The sequence below is a fragment of the Flavobacterium luteolum genome, from assembly GCF_027111275.1.
Lineage (GTDB): Bacteria > Bacteroidota > Bacteroidia > Flavobacteriales > Flavobacteriaceae > Flavobacterium > Flavobacterium luteolum.
This window is the reverse complement of record NZ_CP114286.1, coordinates 3,552,536-3,573,967: the sequence shown is the minus strand read 5'-3', so window position 1 is coordinate 3,573,967 and position 21,432 is coordinate 3,552,536. Positions and strand designations below refer to the sequence as shown.

Below are 21,432 nucleotides of genomic sequence, written 5' to 3'. Positions count from 1 at the left end.
CTCCCTTTCTATTCTTAGCGATTTTGTTTTCATTTCAAGTTTCGCAACTTTCGAGAAGTTGAACTTTTTAATTAATCATTGCCTGTGTATTAAACAAAAAATCACTTTATGTTCGTTAAGCAGTTTACTTAATGCATAAAAAATGGCCCTCAGCTGCAGCGACCAAACTAGAGCAGAGGACCTTAGCTAATCAAAAACCTTTTAACTAACCAATTCCAATATTATGAATTATTTTTCATTCTTCAAGAGTGGAAAGGCACTTTATTGCCTATTTTTTGCAGGCTTTTTAATGTCTTTTTTATCATCATTTGGCCGTAACCAAGATCGGCATGTTAACATTTTTATTTTGCAAAGTCAGTTGCAGGGTATTGTAACTGATGGTTCTAGTCCGCTATCCGGTGTAAGTATATCAATAAAGGGCAAAACCAGCAACTCGTCTATTACCGATTATAATGGACAATACACAATTAATGCCCATGCGAATGATACACTGATTGTTTCCTTTATAGGATTTAAAACGAAATTAATTCCCGTCAATAACAGATCCAAAATCGACATCAAACTTGAATATGATACAACAACCTTGCAGGAAGTCCGCATCAATGCCGGCTATTATTCAGTAAAGGAAAGCGAGCGCACGGGAAGCATTGCGCGCATTACTTCAAAAGATATCGAAACTCAGCCTGTGACCAATGTTCTGGCAACTATGCAGGGACGCATGGCAGGGGTTTCCATTACACAGACCACCGGGGTACCCGGCGGAGGCTTTGACATAAAGATCAGGGGACAGAACAGTCTTCGCCCTGATGCCAACTCGCCGCTTTACATCATTGATGGAGTGCCTTATGCTTCCGATCCTATCGGATACAATCAGACAGCTTCCACATTTCCCACGCTTACCAGTCCCCTGAACAGCATCAACCCTGACACTATAGAAAGTCTGGAAGTCTTAAAGGATGCGGATGCAACTTCTATTTATGGTTCGCGGGGAGCAAATGGTGTTGTGCTTATTACAACCAAAAAAGGAAAGAAAGGAAAAACAGCATTTAATTTTTCAGCCTCCACTGGAGCAGGTACTGTTGCCAAATTTATGGAACTGATGAATACGCAGCAGTATCTCGCAATGCGAAAACAGGCATTTCTGAATGACGGTCTGACGCAGTATAATGACTGGGACTATGACATTAACGGCACTTGGGACCAGAACCGCTATACAGACTGGCAGAAGGAGCTGATCGGCAGGACTTCCCAGATAAACGATATTCAGGGGACTATATCGGGAGGATCTGAAACCACGCAATTTCTGCTAAGCGGTTCCTATCATACGGAAACAACGGTATTTCCCGGAGATTTTTTGTATAAAAAAGGAGGAACTCAGCTCAATGTGAACCACCAGTCTTTAGACAATAAATTTAAGCTGACTTTCTCGGCGGGATGCAACCTGCAGAACAATGATCAGCCAGCATTTGATTTTACCTATGACAGCCGTTCGCTTCCTCCCAACGCCCCTACCCTTTATAATGCTGACGGCAGCCTGAACTGGGAGAATGGAACATGGGACAATCCCCTTAGAAACCTCAACGCTAAATCAGAATCAAAAACCAAGGATCTTGTAGCCAATGCAGTGCTGTCTTATGAAGTGTTGCCAAACCTATTTGTCAAAAGCAACTTCGGATACACAGACCTCTCCACAACAGAGAGTAGGACTTCACCTTCCACCGTGTTTAATCCCGCATATAATATTTCAAGCGCCAACTCTTCAGTCTTTTTCAATAACACCGAAAGGTCTTCATGGATAATTGAGCCTCAGGTAACATGGAATGCCAAAATTGGAAGCGGAAAATTTGATGTTCTTTTGGGCAGCACATTCCAAAGCCAGACAACTGACCGTCTCTACCAGACAGGGAAAGGATTCAGTTCCAATAATCTAATCTACAACTTAGGAGCCGCCACTACTGTGAGCGTGCAGCTTAACGACCAGACGCAGTACAAGTATCAGGCACTTTTCGGCAGGATCAACTACAACTGGAAGCAGAAATACATTCTTAACCTGACAGCACGCAGGGATGGCTCAAGTAGATTTGGCCCAGGCAATCAGTTTGCCCAGTTTGGCGCAGTCGGCGCAGCATGGCTGTTTTCGAATGAAGAATTCCTTAAAAAACTAAATTGGATAAGTTTCGGAAAAATCCGTTCAAGTTACGGAACGACAGGCAACGACCAGATTGGCGACTATCAGTTCCTTAACACCTATACAACCACAGGACTGGCTTATAACGGAGTAATAGGCCTGCAGCCTTCCCGTCTTTACAACCCCAATTTCGGATGGGAGATCAACAGAAAAATTGAGGGTGCAATCGAACTGGGTTTCCTTCAGGATCGCATATTTGCAACGGCGGCATGGTATAAAAACCGTTCATCCAACCAGCTTGTGGGGATTCCGCTGCCCGGCACAACAGGATTTTCATCTGTTCAGGCAAACCTTCAGGCTGTTGTGGAAAACAAGGGGATGGAATTTACCCTTAGGACAGTAAATATTGCCGGCAAAAGCTTCAACTGGACCACCTCTTTTAATTTGACGTCAGCCAAAAACAGGCTGGTAGATTTTCCAGGTCTTGAAAGTTCAACCTACAATCAGAAGTATCGAATCAACCAACCGTTAAATATTGCGCTGCTTTATAAATATAAGGGAATAAATACGCAGAGCGGCGTTTACGAATTTGAGGATCTCAACAATGACGGAAGGATTTCATTTCCTGAAGACCGCCAGGTAGCCGCAGATTTAAATCCTAAATTTTATGGAGGACTTCAAAATCAGCTTTCCTATAAAAATTGGAAGCTTGATTTTCTATTCCAGTTCGTCAAGCAGAAGAACCGTTCATACGGCATGGGATTTTCAGGCCAGATGTCAAACGAAAACGCCCGTGCTTCCGAGAGCTGGGTGCAGACCGGAGATTCTGGTCCGTATCAAATTTACACCACAGGAGTAAATAATGCTGCAGTCAGCGCTTATAATCTTTTTACCGAAAGTGATGCTTCTGTTGTGGATGCTTCCTTTATACGCCTTAAGAACGCTTCCTTGTCTTATGAGGTTCCTCTGCATTTAAGCCAGACATCGCTGAGGATATTTGTGCAGGGACAAAACCTTCTGACATTCACCAAATATAAGGACGGTGATCCGGAATTCATCACCAGCGGCTTTCTGCCTCCTTTAAAAGTGATAACAGCGGGAGTGCAATTAACATTTTAAAACAAAAGAAAATGAGAACAAATACCATATTTTCAATCCTATGCATAATAGCATTCTGTGCCTCTGTGATGTTGAGTTCATGTGATTCATTCGTTGAGGTCGACCTACCCAAATCGCAGCTCACTACAGTTTCCGTTTTTGAGGACAATGCAACGGCTACAGCTGCCTTATCTGATATATATTCCAAAATACGCGATAAGGGTCTGCTTACCGGGAATAACACTGGACTTGCCAATCAGCTTGGAAATTATACCGATGAACTTGTTAGCTATGGATCGCCAACCAATCCAAGCCTTCCATTTTATAACAATATACTCTCCCAGTCCACTCCTGCAATTGCAGAACTGTGGAACAGCACCTACAACCAGATATATGCGTCAAACAGCGTGCTGGAAGGTGTAGAATCTAACAAGAATCTATCGGAGGATCAGATAAAAAAATTACAGGGGGAAGCATTATTTATAAGGGCATTGCTTCATTTTTACCTTGCCAATCTATTCGGGCAAGTGCCTTATATCAGAACAACAGACTATAAAGAAAACAGCAGTGCTTTAAAAATATCTGTTGAACAGGTATATGACAATGCAGTTCTGGATCTGGAAAAAGCAGTTCCTCTGCTTGCAGCGGCCTACAATTCAACAGAAAGGATCCGCCCAAACAAGTTTGCCGCAAAAGCGCTTCTTGCCCGCGTTTATCTGCACAAAAAACTATATGCCCAAGCTGCCAATGAGTCATCGGCCGTCATTAATGAGATTCCTTTATATACTATTGAAAGCAATGTCAACAACGTTTTTCTGGCCACATCAAAAGAAACAATATGGCAACTGAAATCATCAGCCGCAGGCAGAAACACCCTTGAGGCAGGAGTGTTTATCTTTAAATCGGGTCCTCCTCCATTAGTTGCCCTGAACAGCAGTCTGGTCAGCAGCTTCAGCAGTCAGGATTTGCGAAAAAACAGCTGGATTAAATCTGTGGCTAATGGAACATCAGTATGGTATCATGCAAATAAATACAAGGAGCAGAACCCAACTTCCAAATCCCTTGAATACTCAATTGTTTTCAGACTTGCCGAGCAATATCTCATTCGGGCGGAAGCAAGGGCAATGCAGGGGGATTTGATAGGCGCAAAAGAGGATTTGAATAAAATCCGCAAAAGGGCTGGCCTTGCTGATGCAGATGAGCAGACCCAGGAAGAAATCCTTAATGCAATCCTGCAGGAAAGAAGGCTTGAGCTCTTCACAGAACATGGACACCGTTTCTTTGACTTGAAACGTTTCAATAAATTAGATCAGGTTCTTGCAGGCGCAAAACCGGGCTGGAACTCAACTGACATTTTATTTCCCCTGCCTCAAAGCGAACTGAGCGCCAATCCAAATCTACTGCCTCAAAATCAAGGTTATTAATTAAAATGCTTATGCTTGACTTCAACATAGCGGCCAGAACTGGAAAGCCTGCCGCCGTAATCCTTAGATTAGTTTTGTTTTTATTTTTTATTTTGCCATTAGTAGCCTGTCCCCTCCGGGGGCAGGCAATGCAAAAAAAACAGCTTTCAGAAGCAGATTGTGATTTGTGGGGAGGGCTGAATATTGATAAGGTGTCAGATGATGAAAATTGGATTGCTTATAAAATTGCATATCCAACCGGAATTGACACTTTGTTTGTCAGCGACCGCAGAAAAAAGAGAATGCATAGCTTCCCTAACGGCTCTTCTTGCCTATTTGCCCAGAAGAATGTGTTTGCCTGCCTTATCGGCGAGAAAATGCATATAGTCGATTTGGAATCCTCCAAAGAACAGATAATTGCAGAAGTGCAGTCATTTGTCTATTCTCAAAAGATGGATTTTTTTATTATCAAAAAAAGTAAAGAACTGATAATTCTAAATTCATCAGGAAGAATCCTCCAGCAGGTGCCGGATGTATATGACTGGTCAATGGACCCAATGGGACAGTATGCAGTGTGCGTCAAAGAGTCGGAGAAACAAAATGAAGTCCTGCTGATTGATTTCAGGAATCTAAACAAACAAAAACATATCATTGAAGGAATTCCAAATAAATTTAGCGAATTCACATGGCAGACAAATGGGCGCTCATTCGCTTTTTTTTCCCGATCAAATTCGAAGATTTACTTATCTCTTTATCATTACAGCATTCAAAATGAAAAACTGCTTTCTGTAGCCCCTGACAGATTATCAGCCCCAGACAGTACCGCGGTATTTGTTAAAAATTCTACTTACAAAACCATTATATCGGATGATGGATCAAAGGTGTTTTTCGGCTACAAATATCTGCTTGATAAAACTGTTCTGAGTACAATTCCTGAGGTATGGAAGTCCAGTGACAGATGGATTTATCCGTATGAGAAAAAGAGTGGCGTCAACAGAGTCGCGCTTTGGATTCCAGAGACTGGAAAAATTATGAAGATTACCTCAGAGGTGCTTCCCAAAATTATGCTCAGCAGAAATTGCCAATATGCCGTCCTCTCGAATCCCAAGCAGTACGAACCCCAGTTCAAGAGATATGGCCTAAGGGATTACTACATCTTGGATTTTGAAACACAGAAGAAAAAACTGCTTCTTAAAAAGCAGGAAGGCATCCCAAATTTTACAGTCCCTTCCCCTAAGGGAAGATATATTGCCTATTTCAGAAATAAGGACTGGTGGGTATATGATGTCAGAATGGATCTCCATACAAATATCACCAAAGAAATACCTGCTTTATTTGTAAATAATGAAGAAATTTTATCGCAGGATTTTCCTTTCGGAAACCCGGGTTGGAGCAATGATGACAATGAGATTTTAATTTATGGAAAATATGACATATGGGCCATAAAGCCAGACGGAACATCCCCAAAGAAGCTTACTGATGGAGCCGGCTCAAAAATTAAATATCGCATCGCTGCACTCCCAGGCAAAAATGAACTGGAAATGACCTATGACGGCTATAATTTGGAATCTTTTGATTTGAGAAAAGGGCTCTTGCTCAGTGCGCAGGGAGAAGATGGCAAGACTGGTTTTTATCAATGGAAAAGCGCTTCTGGCGTCAAACCAATTGTCTATGCCGACAGCGGCATTGACCAGCTTGCATACGGCAAAAAAAATAATTCATTCTATTACCGCCAGCAGAATTATGACCAGCCCCCGCTGCTTCGAATTAAAACAGGAAATTCACAGCCTGAAAATTTTTTTAGCAGCAACCTGCATCATAAGAAATATTATTGGGGTAAATCCGAACTCATTAGATTTCAAAATTCAAAAAAGCAGAATCTAAAAGGTGTCCTGATTTATCCTGCTGATTTTGATCCCACAAAAAAGTATCCGATGATTGTCAATATCTATGAGAAGCAGTCCAACAGCCTGCATAAATTCATATTTCCTTCATACTATGATGAACAGGGATTTAACCCTTCCATTTATTCCGCCTTAGGATACTTTGTTTTTCTGCCTGACATCAGCTATGAAATTGGCAATTCGGGCATTTCAGCGGCTGACTGCGTAATTGAAGGAACAAAAAAAATTATCAGCTTAGGCTTTATAAATCCTCATAAAATCGGACTTATCGGACATTCATTCGGAGGCTTTGAAGTCTCAATAATCATTACCCAGACAAAGCTGTTCAGAGCGGCTGTTGCAGGAGCTGCCATAACAGACCTTAAGAGCCACTACTTTTCAATAGGGGAAAACATCGGCTTATCTGATATGTGGCGTTTTGAAAGCGGTCAATTCCGTATGGAGAGCAGCCCTTTTGAAGCTTCGGAAAGCTATGAACGCAATTCGCCTGTGGCAAATGCAGATAGAGTTACAGCACCGCTTCTGCTTTGGTCTGGCAAAGGCGATCAGACCGTCAATCCTGATCAAAGTATCGAATATTACCTCGCCTTTCGCAGACTCAATAAAAAGTGCATTTTGCTTCTTTATCCCTCAGAAGGTCATTCTTTAACACAGCATGAAAATCAATTGGATCTAAACATGCGCATTGAACAGTGGTTTGACTTTTATCTTAAGGACGGGCTCTCAAGCAAATGGATTCTGGATGGAGGAACATAAGTGAATCAACGAAAATAAAAAGTCATACCGCAGCATTCAGACTGCGGTATGACTCCCTCACAAAAAATTAGACTTTAAGGATTTTGAGGTTTGTATGCAAGCTGGTTGCAATCTCCATCATTATCTTTAAAGAAAGCCTGAGCGCCAGTATCGCCATTTGCACGACAGATTTTACCTAGAGTTTCACTGCATTCAACAGGGATATTGCAATCTCCATTTGAATCAAGTGTCCAGGCGGCCACAAAAGGCTTCTCTGCAGATTTGCTCTGCATTGAAGTTGTAGTGAAAGCTCCCGCAATTCCTAATGCTGCTACAGCAAAAGGCATCACATTTTTAAAAATTTCAGTTTTCATAATATTAAAATATTAGATTAAACTATGATCTACTTTTTTTTACAGGTTTTCGATCTCTTTTCCTGATACGGGCCCGTATATTTTTGCTCCTTGACATTATTTTATATATCAGAAGAATTAATTTCTTTAAGCAGGATTTCATCAAATTTATAAACAGTAAGCTGGGTTCCCTGAATAGCAAATAAATGATGGGGTGTGACGTAGAAAGAGTCCAGTTTTTCATTTCCGATTTCATAAATGGCGAAACTCATTATGTATTTATTCTTTCTGTAATTATAGACATCAATGATAGAGGCTTGCTGCCATAATTTTTTCTTTTCGAATCTTCCCTGTATCTTCGATTTTACAAAAAGAACATCACCGCACACTGCCGCTAGATCATTTACAACCAAAGGGGTGCTGGACATTTTTTGTTCGCGGCCTCCCTTAAGATGGGCTACTTTTATCTGGGCCTTCGTAATCGTGTCTATCGTTTTCCCCTCACCTATTTTTTCAGCGTTTTTATCTGCTGTTAAAAATTGGTTTTTATAATAGTGAAGATAAACAATCTGCTTATTTTTCTCGCTGCCCATCAATATGCCGTCAGTTCCAAAAATACCGTCTGGCTGTTTTTTTAAAAGCTCTCTGTTGTAAACTGTTCGGATGGAATCACCAAAACGGACAACACCCAAAATATGGTAAGCCTCACTTCCTCTTGTCGACCTAACAGCAATTAGGTTCTCAGTTATCGGTACAGCCAGATTGAACTTGCGGATTCCTTCCAATTCATCTCTAATTTGCCAATCAGAAACTTTACCTTTAAAAATGCACGGCACTGATCCGTCGGCCAAATAAAAATCAGATCCCTGAACCATTATTCTGATCATTCTAAAAGGAATGTTCCTGCGTGAAAATTTAATCTTTTCATCTCTTCTATCCTCCAGAATGGTATCCAAAGAAATAATATGAAGAGGATTGGTGTAATTGCCAAGATAAATTCTATTATTGGTATATCCTGCAAAATAAAATGAGTTGTAAACCAGATCCAGACTTTTTTCGAGTGAAACAGGATGTTTGGGATATCGTCTTATAAATGGATTCTCGTACTGCATCTCATTTTCTGAATATGTAAATAAAACAATTACTGCAATAGAGCTTAAAGCTGTTGCCGCAGCAGCTATAAAGAAAGTTTTGCTCTTGCTCTTTTTCCGATTAGAGCTGCCGAGTGAATAGTTCATGGCAAAGGCGGCTGCAGCAAGTAAAACAAAAAACAGATTGAAGATAAAGTGCTGCCTCCAATTCATTTTCTCCAGAATACCACCACAGGAACAAGGCACAAAAGAACCGAAATGAAGTATAATGAAAATATATACAGAAAACATAACCATCAGACTCAAAGCGGATATCAGACCTAATGTTCTATACTTTGGCAAAAAAAGCAATATTGAAGCGGCAACTTCCAAAACAGGAATAAGCCAAACTATCCATCCGGCAAAAGGGCTGAGAATTGGGGACTGTCCCAATTGGGCCTGAAAATTTTCAAAATCAAGAAGTTTACTTACTGCCGCATAAACGAACAGTAAAATAAAAATAAGACTAATTACTTCGCTAATTCTTTTTTTATGTCTGACATTTAACTGCATAGGATAGTTTTTAACTTTGTAGTTCATTTATTAAAAAACATAGGACAAATATAAATCAGACAATTGAAAGAAAACACATCAAAAACACGCCAAAAAACATCAAAAACACGCCAATTTTCCTACTCGAAATTTGCAATAAAAATGCTTTACAGATTAAAAATCTATAAAGCATTTACACTTTCTAAGTCTTCTCTTTACTTATGATTTACATCTTCCATAAAAGACGAAAGCTTTTGATTGAGTTCCACAAGTCCAGCCTTCTGAAGACATTCCTGCGAGACATTTTTAAGCTCTGCCAGTTCCTCCTCTGCTATGCTTCCCATTATACTTCCTTCATCTTTTTCCAGCAGCAATCCTCTCTCAATAAAGTGGGATAAAAGCAGTACATTTTTGCGTGAAATTTTCAGATCAATCTTCACCGGCTCACTCATTCCAGGGATGCTCAATACAGTATCAAACACCTTGGCTGCATAATTCTTTGCACTCATAATTTCAGCATTTTTAAATTAATAAATCAAAGTCTAAAGGTAGCTATGACAGCTTTAAGCATCATAAGCAAAATTTACCTATGATGGGATGCATTGGTTTTTCCTTTATACATTCGTTTGAGTATTTGAATGCAGTCTGAGTTTTTTATTCAGACTCATAAAGATTGCCACGTTCCTGCAATCTGCAAGATGTCCGGTTGTATCACAACCGATATCTTGCTGCCTCTCTACTCGGAACTCGTTGGCAGTGAAAACTGGAAGATTTATAATGTCGAATGAAAAGGAAAAATGATGAAAGACGAGAAAAAAAACAGAAACAGATGGCTTCATTTAAGGCTAAGTGAGCAGGAATATAAAATCCTTCAGAAATATTTTGCAGAGTCGCTCTGCCCAAAACTGAGTGATTTTGCCCGAAAAAATCTGCTCCAAAAACCTGTTGTTTTAAAATACAGAAACGAATCTCTTGATGATTTAATATCCGAATTAACAAGGCTCAGAACAGTGCTGAATCCCATTGGAAACAATTTTAATCAGACAGTGAAAAAACTGCACTCGCTTTCACAGATTTCTGATTTCAAAATGTGGATTCTGAGTTTTGAAACAGATAAAAAAAAACTGTTCGATTCTATTGAAGAAATAAAATTGACTATTAAAAATATTGCTGAAAAATGGTTGCAATCATAAACACGGGGTCATCAGTCAGAAGCATTTTCAATTATAATGAAAATAAAATGGAAGCAGGAAAAGCAGAACTCATAGGAGAAGGAAATTATCCTATAAATGCTTCTGATATTTCGAAAGATTTCAGACTAAAACTGCTGTTAAAACAACTCGAATTAAATACAAATGTCAAGCGCGGAAGTGTCCACATCTCACTCAATTTCGATTCCTCTGAAAGCAATATTTCAAAGGAAAAGCTGATGGAAATTGCGAAATCGTATATGGAAAAAATCGGATTCGGATCCCAGCCTTACTTGGTATATAAGCATCATGATGCAGGACATCCGCACATCCATATAGTGTCTGTAAAAGTGAAGTCCGACGGAAAGAGAATTGATATGCAGAACATAGGCAAGAACCAATCTGAAACAGCCCGTAAAGAAATTGAAAAGGCATTCAATCTGGTTCCTGCACAGCAAGGCCAAAAGGAAAAGATCCTCAATATAAAACCTGCCAGAAACAGTGTGGTCGAATATGGAACAGCTGAAGCTAAAAAAGCAATTGCTGCTGTATTAAACGCAGTGATTCCCAATTATAAATATACCACTGTAGGAGAATTAAATGCAGTGCTGAATCTTTATAACGTTACCGCTGTGCAGGGCAGTAAAGATTCAAAAATGTTTCTCCATAAAGGTCTGGCTTACCAGATTCTGAACGATAAAAAACAGCCTGTGGGTGTTCCCTTAAAAGCCAGCAGCTTTTATATGAAACCTACCCTTGCCTATCTGGAATTAAAATTTGCTCTAAATAATACAGGCCGGAATCCGCATTTAAAAAGAGTAAAAAATGCGGTTGATCTCGCCTTTATGCAGAACAGTATTAAGTCAGTTTCGGATCTTGACAGAATTCTGATGCGAGATGGAATCAAAACTGCTGAACGAAGAAATAAACAGGGGATCCTTTATGGCTTAACCTATATAGACCATAAAACAAAATGTGTTTTTAACGGAAGCTCTCTAGGAAAAACTTACTCAGCTTCTGGCATAGAAGAACAATGCGGTCTCAAAGGTTTTAACACTGGTAGAACCGCCGTTAAAATTCTTGAGGATAATACATTAAAAAATAAACAATCTCAGTCTTCATTTATTTCTGCTGGCGAGTTCCAGAAGATAATTGACTCGGTGCTCCAGCCCGAGTTTTCAGCTGATTTTATTCCCTCTCAGCTAAAAAGAAAAAAGAAACGAAAAAAAGGAAAAGGACAGTCCGATTATTAACTAAAAAACTAAGACTATGCAGACAGGTGAAAATGAACAGGCGCTTAGAAAAATTTTGGATATGACAAGGCTTATCAGCATTATATTGTTAGGTCTTCATTTCTATTATTACGGATATAATGCGTTTAAAATATGGGGACTTGCAGGCAGTTTTGCAGATAAAATATTAGCCAATATTTTTCGTACGGGACTTTTTGATTATTTTCATTTATCCAAACTGTTTTCTTTGGGATTTTTATGCATTTCCCTTCTTGGGGCAAAGGGCAGAAAAAATGAAAAGCTGGGCTTCAAAACTGCTTTTTGCTATATTGCTTTAGGGCTTATGGCTTATTTTTTGAGTTACTTTTTTCTGATCATGCATTCCACTGCGGAAAATAAACTGCTTCTCTATATGCTGTGCACTTCTGCTGGATATCTTCTCCTGCTGTCAGGAGGAACACTGCTTTCTAGAATCATAAGAAGAAATCTCAGCCGTAAGGACATTTTCAACAGGGAAAATGAAACATTCCCGCAGGAAGAAAGGCTTCTTGAAAATGAATATTCCATTAACCTGCCGGCACAATATAATTTAAAAAACAAAGTACGAAAAAGCTGGATCAATGTCATAAATCCTTTTCGGGGAATCTTAGTTGTAGGAACCCCGGGCTCCGGAAAATCCTATTTCGTGATCCGTCATATCATAACCCAGCACATACGCAAAGGTTTCTCAATGTTTGTATATGACTTTAAGTTTGATGACCTCAGCATAATAGCCTATAATACTTGGCTTGAGAACAAACATTTATACAAAGTTGAACCGAAATTCTATGTCATTAACTTTGATGACCTGAGCCGTACGCACAGATGCAATCCCCTTGACCCAAAATCAATGGAGGACATAACAGATGCAGCTGAATCAGCACGCACTATTCTTCTGGGATTAAACCGTGAATGGATAAAAAAGCAGGGAGACTTTTTCGTTGAATCTCCTATCAATTTTCTTACTGCTGTAATATGGTATCTGCGTAAATACAATAACGGGGAGTTCTGCACCCTGCCTCATGTAATTGAGTTGATGCAGGTTGAATACAACAGTCTTTTCACATTGCTGAGAACTCAAAAAGAAATAGAGATTCTGATAGATCCATTTGTCAGTGCCTATCTTCAGAATGTTATGGAGCAGCTGGAGGGTCAGATAGCCTCAGCTAAGATATCAATGGCAAGGCTTTCCAGCGCACAGCTTTACTATGTGCTCTCTGGAAATGACTTCACACTTGATATCAATAATCCTGAAGATCCAAAGATTGTCTGCATGGGAAACAACCCGCTTAAAATTCAGACCTATGGCGCCGTTCTCTCGCTTTATGTCAGCAGGCTGATCAAGCAGATAAACCAGAAAGACAGAATTAAAAGCAGTCTCATATTTGATGAATTCCCGACAATATACCTCAATAATATGGACAGTCTTATAGCTACAGCCCGAAGCAATAAAGTAAGCACCTGTTTGGGGATTCAGGACTTCAGCCAGCTGCGCAAGGATTACGGCCGCGAACAGGCGGATGTAATTGTTAACATAGTTGGAAATATTGTCTCAGGACAGGTAAGCGGAGATACGGCTAAACAGCTCTCCGAACGTTTTGGAAAAATAATGCAAGACCGCGAGAGTATTTCCATAAACAGCTCGGATACATCAATCAGCAGATCAAAACAGTTGGAAGCTGCAGTGCCTGCTTCTAAAATTTCCTGTTTAAGTTCAGGTGAATTTGTAGGCATAACTGCCGATAATCCCGACTGTAAAATAGAACTCAAAACATTTCATTCGGAAATAATCAATAATCACGGGCAGCTTAAAAAAGAAGAAAACTCATATCAGGGAATCAGCCCTGTACGTATTATAAACAACACAATGATTGAACGCAATTATCTTCAGATAAAAGAAGATATATCCGAAATTGTTAATTCAGAAATGGAACGTCTTATCCATGACCCTGCTCTGTCACATTTAATTATCAAAAAGAAAAAATAGTCACTCGCTGCTTTAATTGCTTTCTTGAAGCAGGTTAAAGAAAAATATTTTTTAGCAACCTGATTCTTTTATTAACTGCAGTGTTTTTTCGTCCTGTACGCTATTATACTATTTTTCAAGCACCTCCCTGAAACATTTATAATTACAAAGCATTTCTAAGTTCAATATGCTGATTTAAATAAATTTCAACTTGATTTTCTTCAACTGGTGGCAGCAGATTTGCAGCGATTAAATTTACCAGTTTAACATTTACTGCATTCCCAAGCGCACCAAAACAGGTTGTAATATTTTCAGGAAAAGTAATATTCTCAAATGATTGTATCCTTGCTCCTTCCTCAGGCGTCAGATATCTATTCTCCCATCCTATTATTGGTATCTGTGTACTTACAGTTACCAGAGATGGGAAAAAATCAGCCTTTTTAATTCTCACTCCAGAAGCCCGGAACTGAATTATATGTTCTCTGATATTTCTATCTACATCACCACAGTTCCATTCAAATTTTTGCCAGCTCTTATTGGTAAGCTTCTTTAGTTTTTTAACAATAGGTACTAGCTCCCTTTTGTTTTTAATAAAAAGTTCTCTATTATTATTTATCCATCGGATTTTCCAGTCAGGATATACAAGTCTTCCTTTGTTCTTTACAGCATATCCTGGCAAGTTTTTTATTTTTTCTTCATAAGAAAGTCCCTTTAATGGAACACCGTAACTTCCTTTATATTTTTCTAATTCTTCATTAGATAATTCACTTATTGGCACTTCAGTTGGATAAGTCGCTCCAAATTCCATGGACCAAATTGGAAAGCCTGGTAAACTTTTATCTGTCGGCAGTATATTGATAAAATCCTGCCAGATATCGATAACATCCATTCGGTCTTCCTCCACTAATTTTGCATTTTCTGAATGGAGAAAATTTCGAACAGTATTAGTTAGCTCCACTTTAGGAGGCCATTCAAAATTATCAATTGGCAGACGTGAACCTATGATAAACAACCTTTCCCTATGCTGGGGAATATTGTATTGGTGTGGTGACATCACATTTTTACTAATATTATATCCTAGTCCGATCAGACTTTCTGAAATATAATCCCAAGTTTTAAAATCATCATGTGATTCAATATTCCTTACGTTTTCTAAGATAAAATATGTTGGATTTTTCTCTTGCAATATTTCGATAATGATATCGAAAAAACTACCATTATTTTCGTCTTGTAGTCCCTGCATATTCCCAGCTTTAGAAAATGGCTGGCATGGGAATCCGGCACACAAAATATCGTGGTCTGGAATTTCTGAAGGATTAACATCCCGTATGTTTCTATTAGGGACAATGTTATAATTTAGCTCATAAAGTTTTGCAAGATGCTCTTTTTTTTCACTTGCAAACACGCATTCGTGCCCTAAATTAGAAAGAGCCTGATGAAATCCGCCAATACCCGCAAATAAATCAATGAATCTCATAATGTTGCATGCCAAGCTGTTAAGCTAGTTTTAAGAGTGTTATCAGATGTATAATATTTCATTATACGGGTTCTATCGAAAATTAAGCCATTGTTTCTTGATGCTTGATAAAATTCAGCTTCATCGACAATGTGAACTATAGACAGACAAGTAATTGGACAAACTTTAAAAAGAATGTAATCAGTCCAATAATTTAATTTAGTAATTACCGATTTTGAAGTTTTCCAGTTTTTACCAATAGTGGCATCAGTTAAACATACAATCTGATTACCTCTATCATCGAGAGGTTTATAAGTAACTATATCAATACCCCCATCTTTTGCTTGGGGTGCAATCACATCATAATTACCTTTTACTTCCTTTAAAGCAATTCTAATAGAATCTATTGATCCTCTTAAATTACCTGTATTTTGACCTATTGATGTTATTTCGCTATTAGTTGTGCCAAAATAATTTTTAAGGCTATTATCTGTAATTTGTTCAAAAATATTAGTTATATAAACTGGAAAACTGCCTCCTTGTAATGCGTAATACAAACAATAAAAATAATGCAGATAATTTTCTTTGTCTGGTAGCAAACTCTCAATACTATCTTTCTTGATTTCATATGGTACAAAAATGTCTCCATACAAATCAAGTCTTCTAGTTAGTTCACCTATTATATCAGCTAATTGCAATCCGTTATCATCAGTGTCGAATTCATCAAATAAAATATCCCCATCACAAAATGCACTGTATTCAATGAAATTGCAATAGGAGTTTACTTTATTATCAGAAGAAACGAGTGAAGGAAAAGTCAAACTCATTCCATTAATTTTTTAATTGAATCAATACTGCCTAATAATTCTTCAAAAGCACCAAGGAATTCTTTATTCTGCTTATACTTGGGTACTTTACCTAAAATATTATATAGTAATTTTCTTGATTTGTTAATATTTCCAATAACAAGCTGTTCTTCGCCTCCTGTTAGCTGATATGCTCCATCTAAGTCTTTATATGTTACTAAATGATCTATTGCTTCTTTGTTTGCTAAAATTGGCTTTAAAACTGAACTAATAAGTCTTGAATCACTTATAAGGCTATTGTTACCTTGATCGTCCGTTCCGAAAATCCATTCTGTAACGTTCTTTAATTCATCAACTTTATCCTGCTTAATAAGATCATCTTCTAAATTAATCTTTCTAAATGGAGGTAATCCAATATAATTTGCAATAGTAGTATTTCCCGATGCTAGAGATACTTCTAATAATGAAAAACGATCTTTAATATGTCTGCTGGAATAAGTCAAAACATCATCTTCAATCTGCTGAAAGACTTTGAAATAAATATAATATTTTTTGACAACATTATTTTTGTCACCAATTTGAGTTGAAAGAATCTCAATCGCTTTAGAAACGTCCTGTGTTACTACATTTATTTTATTAACCTTTTCAAAGATGTATTTGGCTTTTGCAAAAGCATCCCACTTTCTATTCCCTGCAATATGTCTTACACTAAGATATGTATCAACATCATCTCTATTTTTATAAATAATTGCAGGAATCTGCTTAAGGTCTATTCCATCACGAATTTTTGGAAAATCAGTATCAACAATAGTATTAGCTGTATTAAGTAAAAGTTTAACAGACGTAGTACGTCTATTCCCTTCAATTACAATATATTTAAAATTATCTATATTTGTTTGATCAATCGTATCGAAATCATTTTGATTTTCTGGAACTACAATTATTGGCTCTTCCTGGAAATAGCCATTTACAGCCAATGAACTAGCTAGTTCATCTATAGATTCCTTTTGGTAAATTTTAGTCATAATCTGATCCTGAGATTCTGTCGCAGTTTCTCCGTACAGTCTTGGATTAAATTGATCTAAAATTAGATTTTCGGTCTTTATCTGAAAAACCCCTGATTTTCTATCAGCCATATTAATATTTTTAGCAAATATAATCTAAATTTTACTTTAAGTATAGCCTTTTAATATAGAAATGACTATCGTTTTAAAATTCTATATTATTTTACATCGGTATCTTTCTTTAATAAAAAAATGAATGAATCCAATCTAGCATTTTTAGCAAATACAATTCAATTTAGAATTTCAATTGAAACAAAAAATATTATTAGTCATTTTTATTTTCTTTGTCATGATGTATTCTATATCCACCGAATTGCATCTCAAAGTTTGGTAATTCCGGCAATTTTTCATTTTTCAATCTATGCTTAGGTGACAAAGTTTTTAGCTTTATGAAGGCATCTTTAATTATGTTTTCAGATGAAGTCCTTACTATATTTTGTGACTCAATCATTTGATACCAGGTACCCCACGCAACTCTATCATCCATTTTATCTATATTCGTAAAATTTATATTATTTCGAGATAAGACAAATATGTATGCTTCATTTATTGAAATTTCACCTTTGTAGTATTTTTTAATCTCCAGAATTTCAAGAATGTTTTTTATATCTGTATTTGTCAGCCAATTTTCAACTTTATCTACCCATTCAACTGCCTTATCAAATAAATTTGAAATTCGGCTAAATCTTTCTCTCATTGATTTTTTAAATGGATCCTGCCACTTCAATTGAAACAAACCAATTGTCATAGTATCTGTATCAAAAAGAACTGCATCAATATCTGTCTTGCGACCATTCACAGTTATATTGACTCCTTTTTGTAATTTTATTAAATTCTGAGAGGGAAACAAATTGAAAAGTTCATTTCTAAATCTTTCTTCTCTATTGTTTACTGCTTTGAAATAATCCTTTTCAAATTTTCTTTTTAGTTCTCTATTTAATAATTCAAATGGATTTCCCAGGCAGCCAGAAATGAGTCTCACCAGCATATTATCTGAAGCCTCCACATACATAGGAAGTGCAGCGCCAGGATATTCTAAGTAATAATTGTAATTTTGTTTATTAAGAGTGATACACGAGAAAATCTGCTCAATTTCGTCTTGAGAAGCACCAAAATAATTCTTATAAACATTTAAGGTTTTATCTTTATAATAAGTATACGTTAGCAGATTATGCAAATCTACACTAGGATTCATTTTACTTAATTCTAAACAAGCTTCGGTATGCATTATTGCAGCACCGACAATTGTTATGACAACGTCTAAATACTTCCAGTATGGAATTCCTCCAAATAAATCCTGCTCGCCAAAGTCATCATATCCTTGAAGTTTAAGCACAAAAATTTGTCCTTTAATTTTATAATATTCATCAATTTCTGGAGTAGCATCATAACTTATGTATTTACCCTTTGGATTACGAATAATCTCTCTAAGTTTAATCTTTATTACATTCTCATTTAAACTGTCATCTTGTTTTTTCTGCTCCAGCATTCTCTCAACAATTACATCTCTGTAAAAGTCTCTACTTTTTCTGTCGAAGTACTCTACACCAGGGTTTTCAACAATATACCTAAATGAAATTTCTCTTTTATTTTTAATTTCTAGGTTTATTAAACCTGATCTATAGTAGTCAAGTAATTGGATTAAAAATGCAATCTGCCCACTAAACTGCATAATACCGTCTGCCCAGTTAATTGCCTCCTTATACATTTCTGGAAAAGACTCAAGAATATCTATATTCAAGTCATGATAAAATGGTTTTAAGGCTTTTACCCATCCGTAACTATAAAATTCTCTAAGTTCCTCGACTTCCTCTTTTGTTTTTCTTGGATCGTTGTTATAAAAAAGCATTACAAAGTCTATTCTCCTTAGAATATGCTGTACTGCATAATAACTTGGACCAGAAAAAGTTTCTTTAATTTTTGAGGTTTCAGTTTCAACTAGATTTTCTATTAATTGAACAACTTTTTTATTCATTTACCTCATTATTTTCTGTACTAAAGGGCATTTCTGTAAAATTTCTTACGTAAATATAAGATCCTAATTCTATTTTTTTCTTATATTTAGCGTGTCTGTATTGATACATCCCTAAATATTCAATTCTAAAGAGTTATCTAGTAAACTCAGATATTGTCAGGCTGCCTGATTATGTCTCTACCAATTCTTTCTGGTATCCAGATTGCAAGACTTATCAAGTCGTTATAAACTTCATTGCCGTCTTCATTTAAAATTTCATTACCGTTTCTATCGAGTAATTTTAATCTGTGTATTTGAATTGTCACCTTATCATGGCTTCTGATATTTCTATCTCCTATATATACTTCACCTTTTCTAAGTCTACCGTTTGATGTTGGCTGTTCCCCTTGAAAAAGCTGTTGGATATTATCATTTTGGTTTAATCTACGCTGTCTTGTGGCTTGAATAATTGTGTCATTTTCAATCCTCGAACTTATAACATATAACATACAGGTTTCATCTTTATTTTCTTGGAGATAAGAACTTAATAAACCTCGCAAACTCGAATAAGTCTGACTGTCAGTTTCTCTAGTAAATTTTAATCTATTCAGCAGCAACTGAAGGCTTTCCTCCAGCGGTAATTCTGCCTCCAGATGTCGCTGTAGATCAGTCCTTTCCACATGCCCATCATTAGTTACAAAACTATCAATGTATTTACTTGTAAATTCTGAGACAACATTTTTATTATAGAGTATTAAATTTTCTGTGTCATGAGGTGCTCCAACTGTAAACCATTCTTGTCCAAAATAATCCCTATCAATGTCGTTATACAAAATATTAGGTCTTGTTAGTCTGAGCATTTGATCTAAAACAGTTTCCCTCTCCCATTCATTTAGATGTTTGTTATTTACATCAAATTCTTCTAAACGCTGCCTCACATCTTCTTCATGTTCTATTATAGCCCTAAAAGCTTCAATGTTTGGGTTATCTAACCAAACTCTGCAGAAACCAAGATAAGAACCTTTATAACCAAAAAATCTGGCTCTTTGTAAAGTCGTATCTACTTGTCCTGTCGCTAATGGTCTTGGCATATAAGAAATGGTAAGTCCTTCAACCGTAAATCCTCTGTCCATTGCTTGTCCGCCAATCAAAATATGAGAATAGAAATCACTCCAGCGAATTTCAGGTGTCTTTCCTCGACTTGCATTTATCTCCATTATTCTTGTATTTTTTATACAATGCAGAAGCCTGGTGTTAGTCAATTCTTCAAATGTAGGCAGATTATCAACTGTCTGCTTCAAATCATCATACGCTACTCTAAACTCTTTTAATAATTCTTTTTTTTCATCTTCATCGGCACGAGAACTGCTTTGCAATAAAGTTTTCCAGCTCTCACAAATATTTCTGATCCAAGTATAATATATATTTTGTGAATTGGTTAATCTCGATGGGTGAACCATCATAGAGCGATTACGCTGATCCCTTTTAATTTCACCAGTTACAACTCCTAAGAAGAAAATTTTTAATGCAAAAAGTAAACTCTCAGGGGGTTCGTGCACAGGATTGTGATTTGATGGGATTTCAACATCAGGTATTCTTCTAATCAAATTAGGGTTTTGAACAAAAAAAACATTACCGCCGGTATAACCGCTTCCTGGTGTGAGAAGTTTTATAAAGTTCGGCGAGAGTCTGTCCAAAATATTAATAAATAGGTTAGCTTGAGGTGTAGCAGTATACTGTAAAAATGTATGATGAGGAAATACAGCTCTTAGTTCATTAATTCTTCTATAGATTGTTGAAGCTTCTCCTTCATTCACTTCCTCTCCTGTATTTGCATTTACTCTAGCCCTTGTATTCAAACTTGCTTGATCGCTTTCATCATCTATGATAAGAGTTGGAACACTATCAAGATTTAAATCACGCAACTGATCGGTCAAGTTTCTTAATCGGCTGCCGTTTTTCATGACTGTTATCAATAATGTGGAGCAATTTTCTTTTGGATAAGTGTGATCCGCCCATTGTTCCAATTTCATTTCTATTGTATTTCTGTCTTCTTGGGTTCCAACATTTTTTATGATTGTCCACTTACGGTCAAATCTTGTATCTATACGAAGGTCCTTTTTCATTCTTTCATATGACTGCTCCGAAAGAGGCACAGATGTTCCCGCAATTATAATTACGATTTGATATTGATTATCGTTTGCAAGAGCAGCAACAGAGGTAAAAGAGAGCGTTTTTCCGCTTTGCACATAACCTATAACTAGCCCTGTTTCAACATTCTGCTCTTCGTTAGGGTCTCCGCACATCCCGAGGATCTTGAAAGTTTCTTCAATTACGCGTTGTCCTGTCGAGTCAATTTTACCTTCGTTATCCGCAAATCCCTTATACTTCAATAATCCTTCAATTTCACCTCCCTGCTTAGGTTGCCATTTTGCATTATTGGGATTTCCGCTACCTTCCATTGCTGCTGTTTCTGTCATAA

The 21,432-nt window shown here is 37.1% G+C and carries 14 protein-coding genes; 6 read left to right on the top strand and 8 right to left on the bottom strand.

Features of this window, described 5'->3' with window-relative positions:
- Window positions 1–223 precede the first annotated feature (223 nt).
- Genes OZP10_RS15135 through OZP10_RS15125 form a run of 3 tightly spaced genes read left to right on the top strand, consistent with a single transcriptional unit; the run spans window position 224 to window position 7,289 of the window.
- Window positions 224–3,247, top strand: coding sequence for a SusC/RagA family TonB-linked outer membrane protein (locus tag OZP10_RS15135; protein WP_281631627.1), 3,024 nt, complete (start codon window positions 224–226; stop codon window positions 3,245–3,247).
- A gap of 11 nt (window positions 3,248–3,258) precedes the next feature.
- Entirely contained in the window at window positions 3,259–4,650 is a 1,392-nt protein-coding gene (locus OZP10_RS15130; RefSeq protein ID WP_281631626.1) for a RagB/SusD family nutrient uptake outer membrane protein, read from the top strand.
- An 11-nt stretch (window positions 4,651–4,661) separates the two neighbouring features.
- On the top strand, window positions 4,662–7,289 hold the full coding sequence (locus tag OZP10_RS15125; protein WP_281631625.1) for a S9 family peptidase: 2,628 nt from the start codon (window positions 4,662–4,664) through the stop codon (window positions 7,287–7,289).
- A 74-nt stretch (window positions 7,290–7,363) separates the two neighbouring features.
- Here OZP10_RS15125 and OZP10_RS15120 read toward each other — a convergent pair whose 3' ends face one another.
- From OZP10_RS15120 to OZP10_RS15110, 3 genes are all read right to left on the bottom strand, one after another.
- A complete protein-coding gene (locus OZP10_RS15120; RefSeq protein WP_281631624.1) occupies window positions 7,364–7,642 on the bottom strand; it encodes a DUF6520 family protein in 279 nt (92 codons plus the stop codon).
- A 101-nt stretch (window positions 7,643–7,743) separates the two neighbouring features.
- The gene (locus tag OZP10_RS15115) at window positions 7,744–9,291 is read right to left on the bottom strand and encodes a DoxX family protein (protein WP_281631623.1); all 1,548 of its coding nucleotides are present in this window, start codon (window positions 9,289–9,291) and stop codon (window positions 7,744–7,746) included.
- 167 nt (window positions 9,292–9,458) lie between these two features.
- Window positions 9,459–9,752, bottom strand: a complete 294-nt coding sequence (locus tag OZP10_RS15110; protein WP_281631622.1) for a hypothetical protein — start codon at window positions 9,750–9,752, stop codon at window positions 9,459–9,461.
- Between the two features lie 291 nt (window positions 9,753–10,043).
- On the opposite strand from OZP10_RS15110, the gene OZP10_RS15105 reads away from it, so the two are divergent.
- From OZP10_RS15105 to mobC, 3 genes are read left to right on the top strand one after another with little or no spacing between them, the layout of a single operon-like run.
- Window positions 10,044–10,436 (top strand): plasmid mobilization protein, encoded by a 393-nt coding sequence (locus OZP10_RS15105; RefSeq protein WP_281631621.1) that lies wholly within the window; start codon window positions 10,044–10,046, stop codon window positions 10,434–10,436.
- Between the two features lie 47 nt (window positions 10,437–10,483).
- A complete protein-coding gene (locus tag OZP10_RS15100; protein WP_349293735.1) occupies window positions 10,484–11,686 on the top strand; it encodes a relaxase/mobilization nuclease domain-containing protein in 1,203 nt (400 codons plus the stop codon).
- Window positions 11,687–11,702: 16 nt separating this feature from the next.
- Entirely contained in the window at window positions 11,703–13,691 is a 1,989-nt protein-coding gene (gene mobC / locus OZP10_RS15095) for a conjugal transfer protein MobC (RefSeq protein ID WP_281631619.1), read from the top strand.
- Between the two features lie 142 nt (window positions 13,692–13,833).
- On the opposite strand, the gene OZP10_RS15090 is transcribed toward mobC, so the two are convergent.
- The 5 genes from OZP10_RS15090 to OZP10_RS15070 all read right to left on the bottom strand — a co-directional run bounded on the left by OZP10_RS15090 (window position 13,834) and on the right by OZP10_RS15070 (window position 21,430).
- A complete protein-coding gene (locus OZP10_RS15090; protein ID WP_281631618.1) occupies window positions 13,834–15,147 on the bottom strand; it encodes a DNA cytosine methyltransferase in 1,314 nt (437 codons plus the stop codon).
- Window positions 15,144–15,953, bottom strand: a complete 810-nt coding sequence (locus OZP10_RS15085; protein ID WP_281631617.1) for a hypothetical protein — start codon at window positions 15,951–15,953, stop codon at window positions 15,144–15,146. Before OZP10_RS15085 ends, OZP10_RS15090 begins: the two co-directional genes overlap by 4 nt.
- On the bottom strand, window positions 15,950–17,068 hold the full coding sequence (locus OZP10_RS15080; RefSeq protein WP_281631616.1) for a ParB N-terminal domain-containing protein: 1,119 nt from the start codon (window positions 17,066–17,068) through the stop codon (window positions 15,950–15,952). The genes OZP10_RS15085 and OZP10_RS15080 overlap by 4 nt, the downstream gene beginning before the upstream one ends.
- Before the next feature lie 193 nt (window positions 17,069–17,261).
- Window positions 17,262–18,971, bottom strand: coding sequence for a hypothetical protein (locus tag OZP10_RS15075; protein ID WP_281631615.1), 1,710 nt, complete (start codon window positions 18,969–18,971; stop codon window positions 17,262–17,264).
- A gap of 146 nt (window positions 18,972–19,117) precedes the next feature.
- Complete coding sequence (locus OZP10_RS15070; RefSeq protein ID WP_281631614.1) at window positions 19,118–21,430, bottom strand: Z1 domain-containing protein; 2,313 nt, start codon at window positions 21,428–21,430, stop codon at window positions 19,118–19,120.
- Window positions 21,431–21,432: the final 2 nt, after the last annotated feature.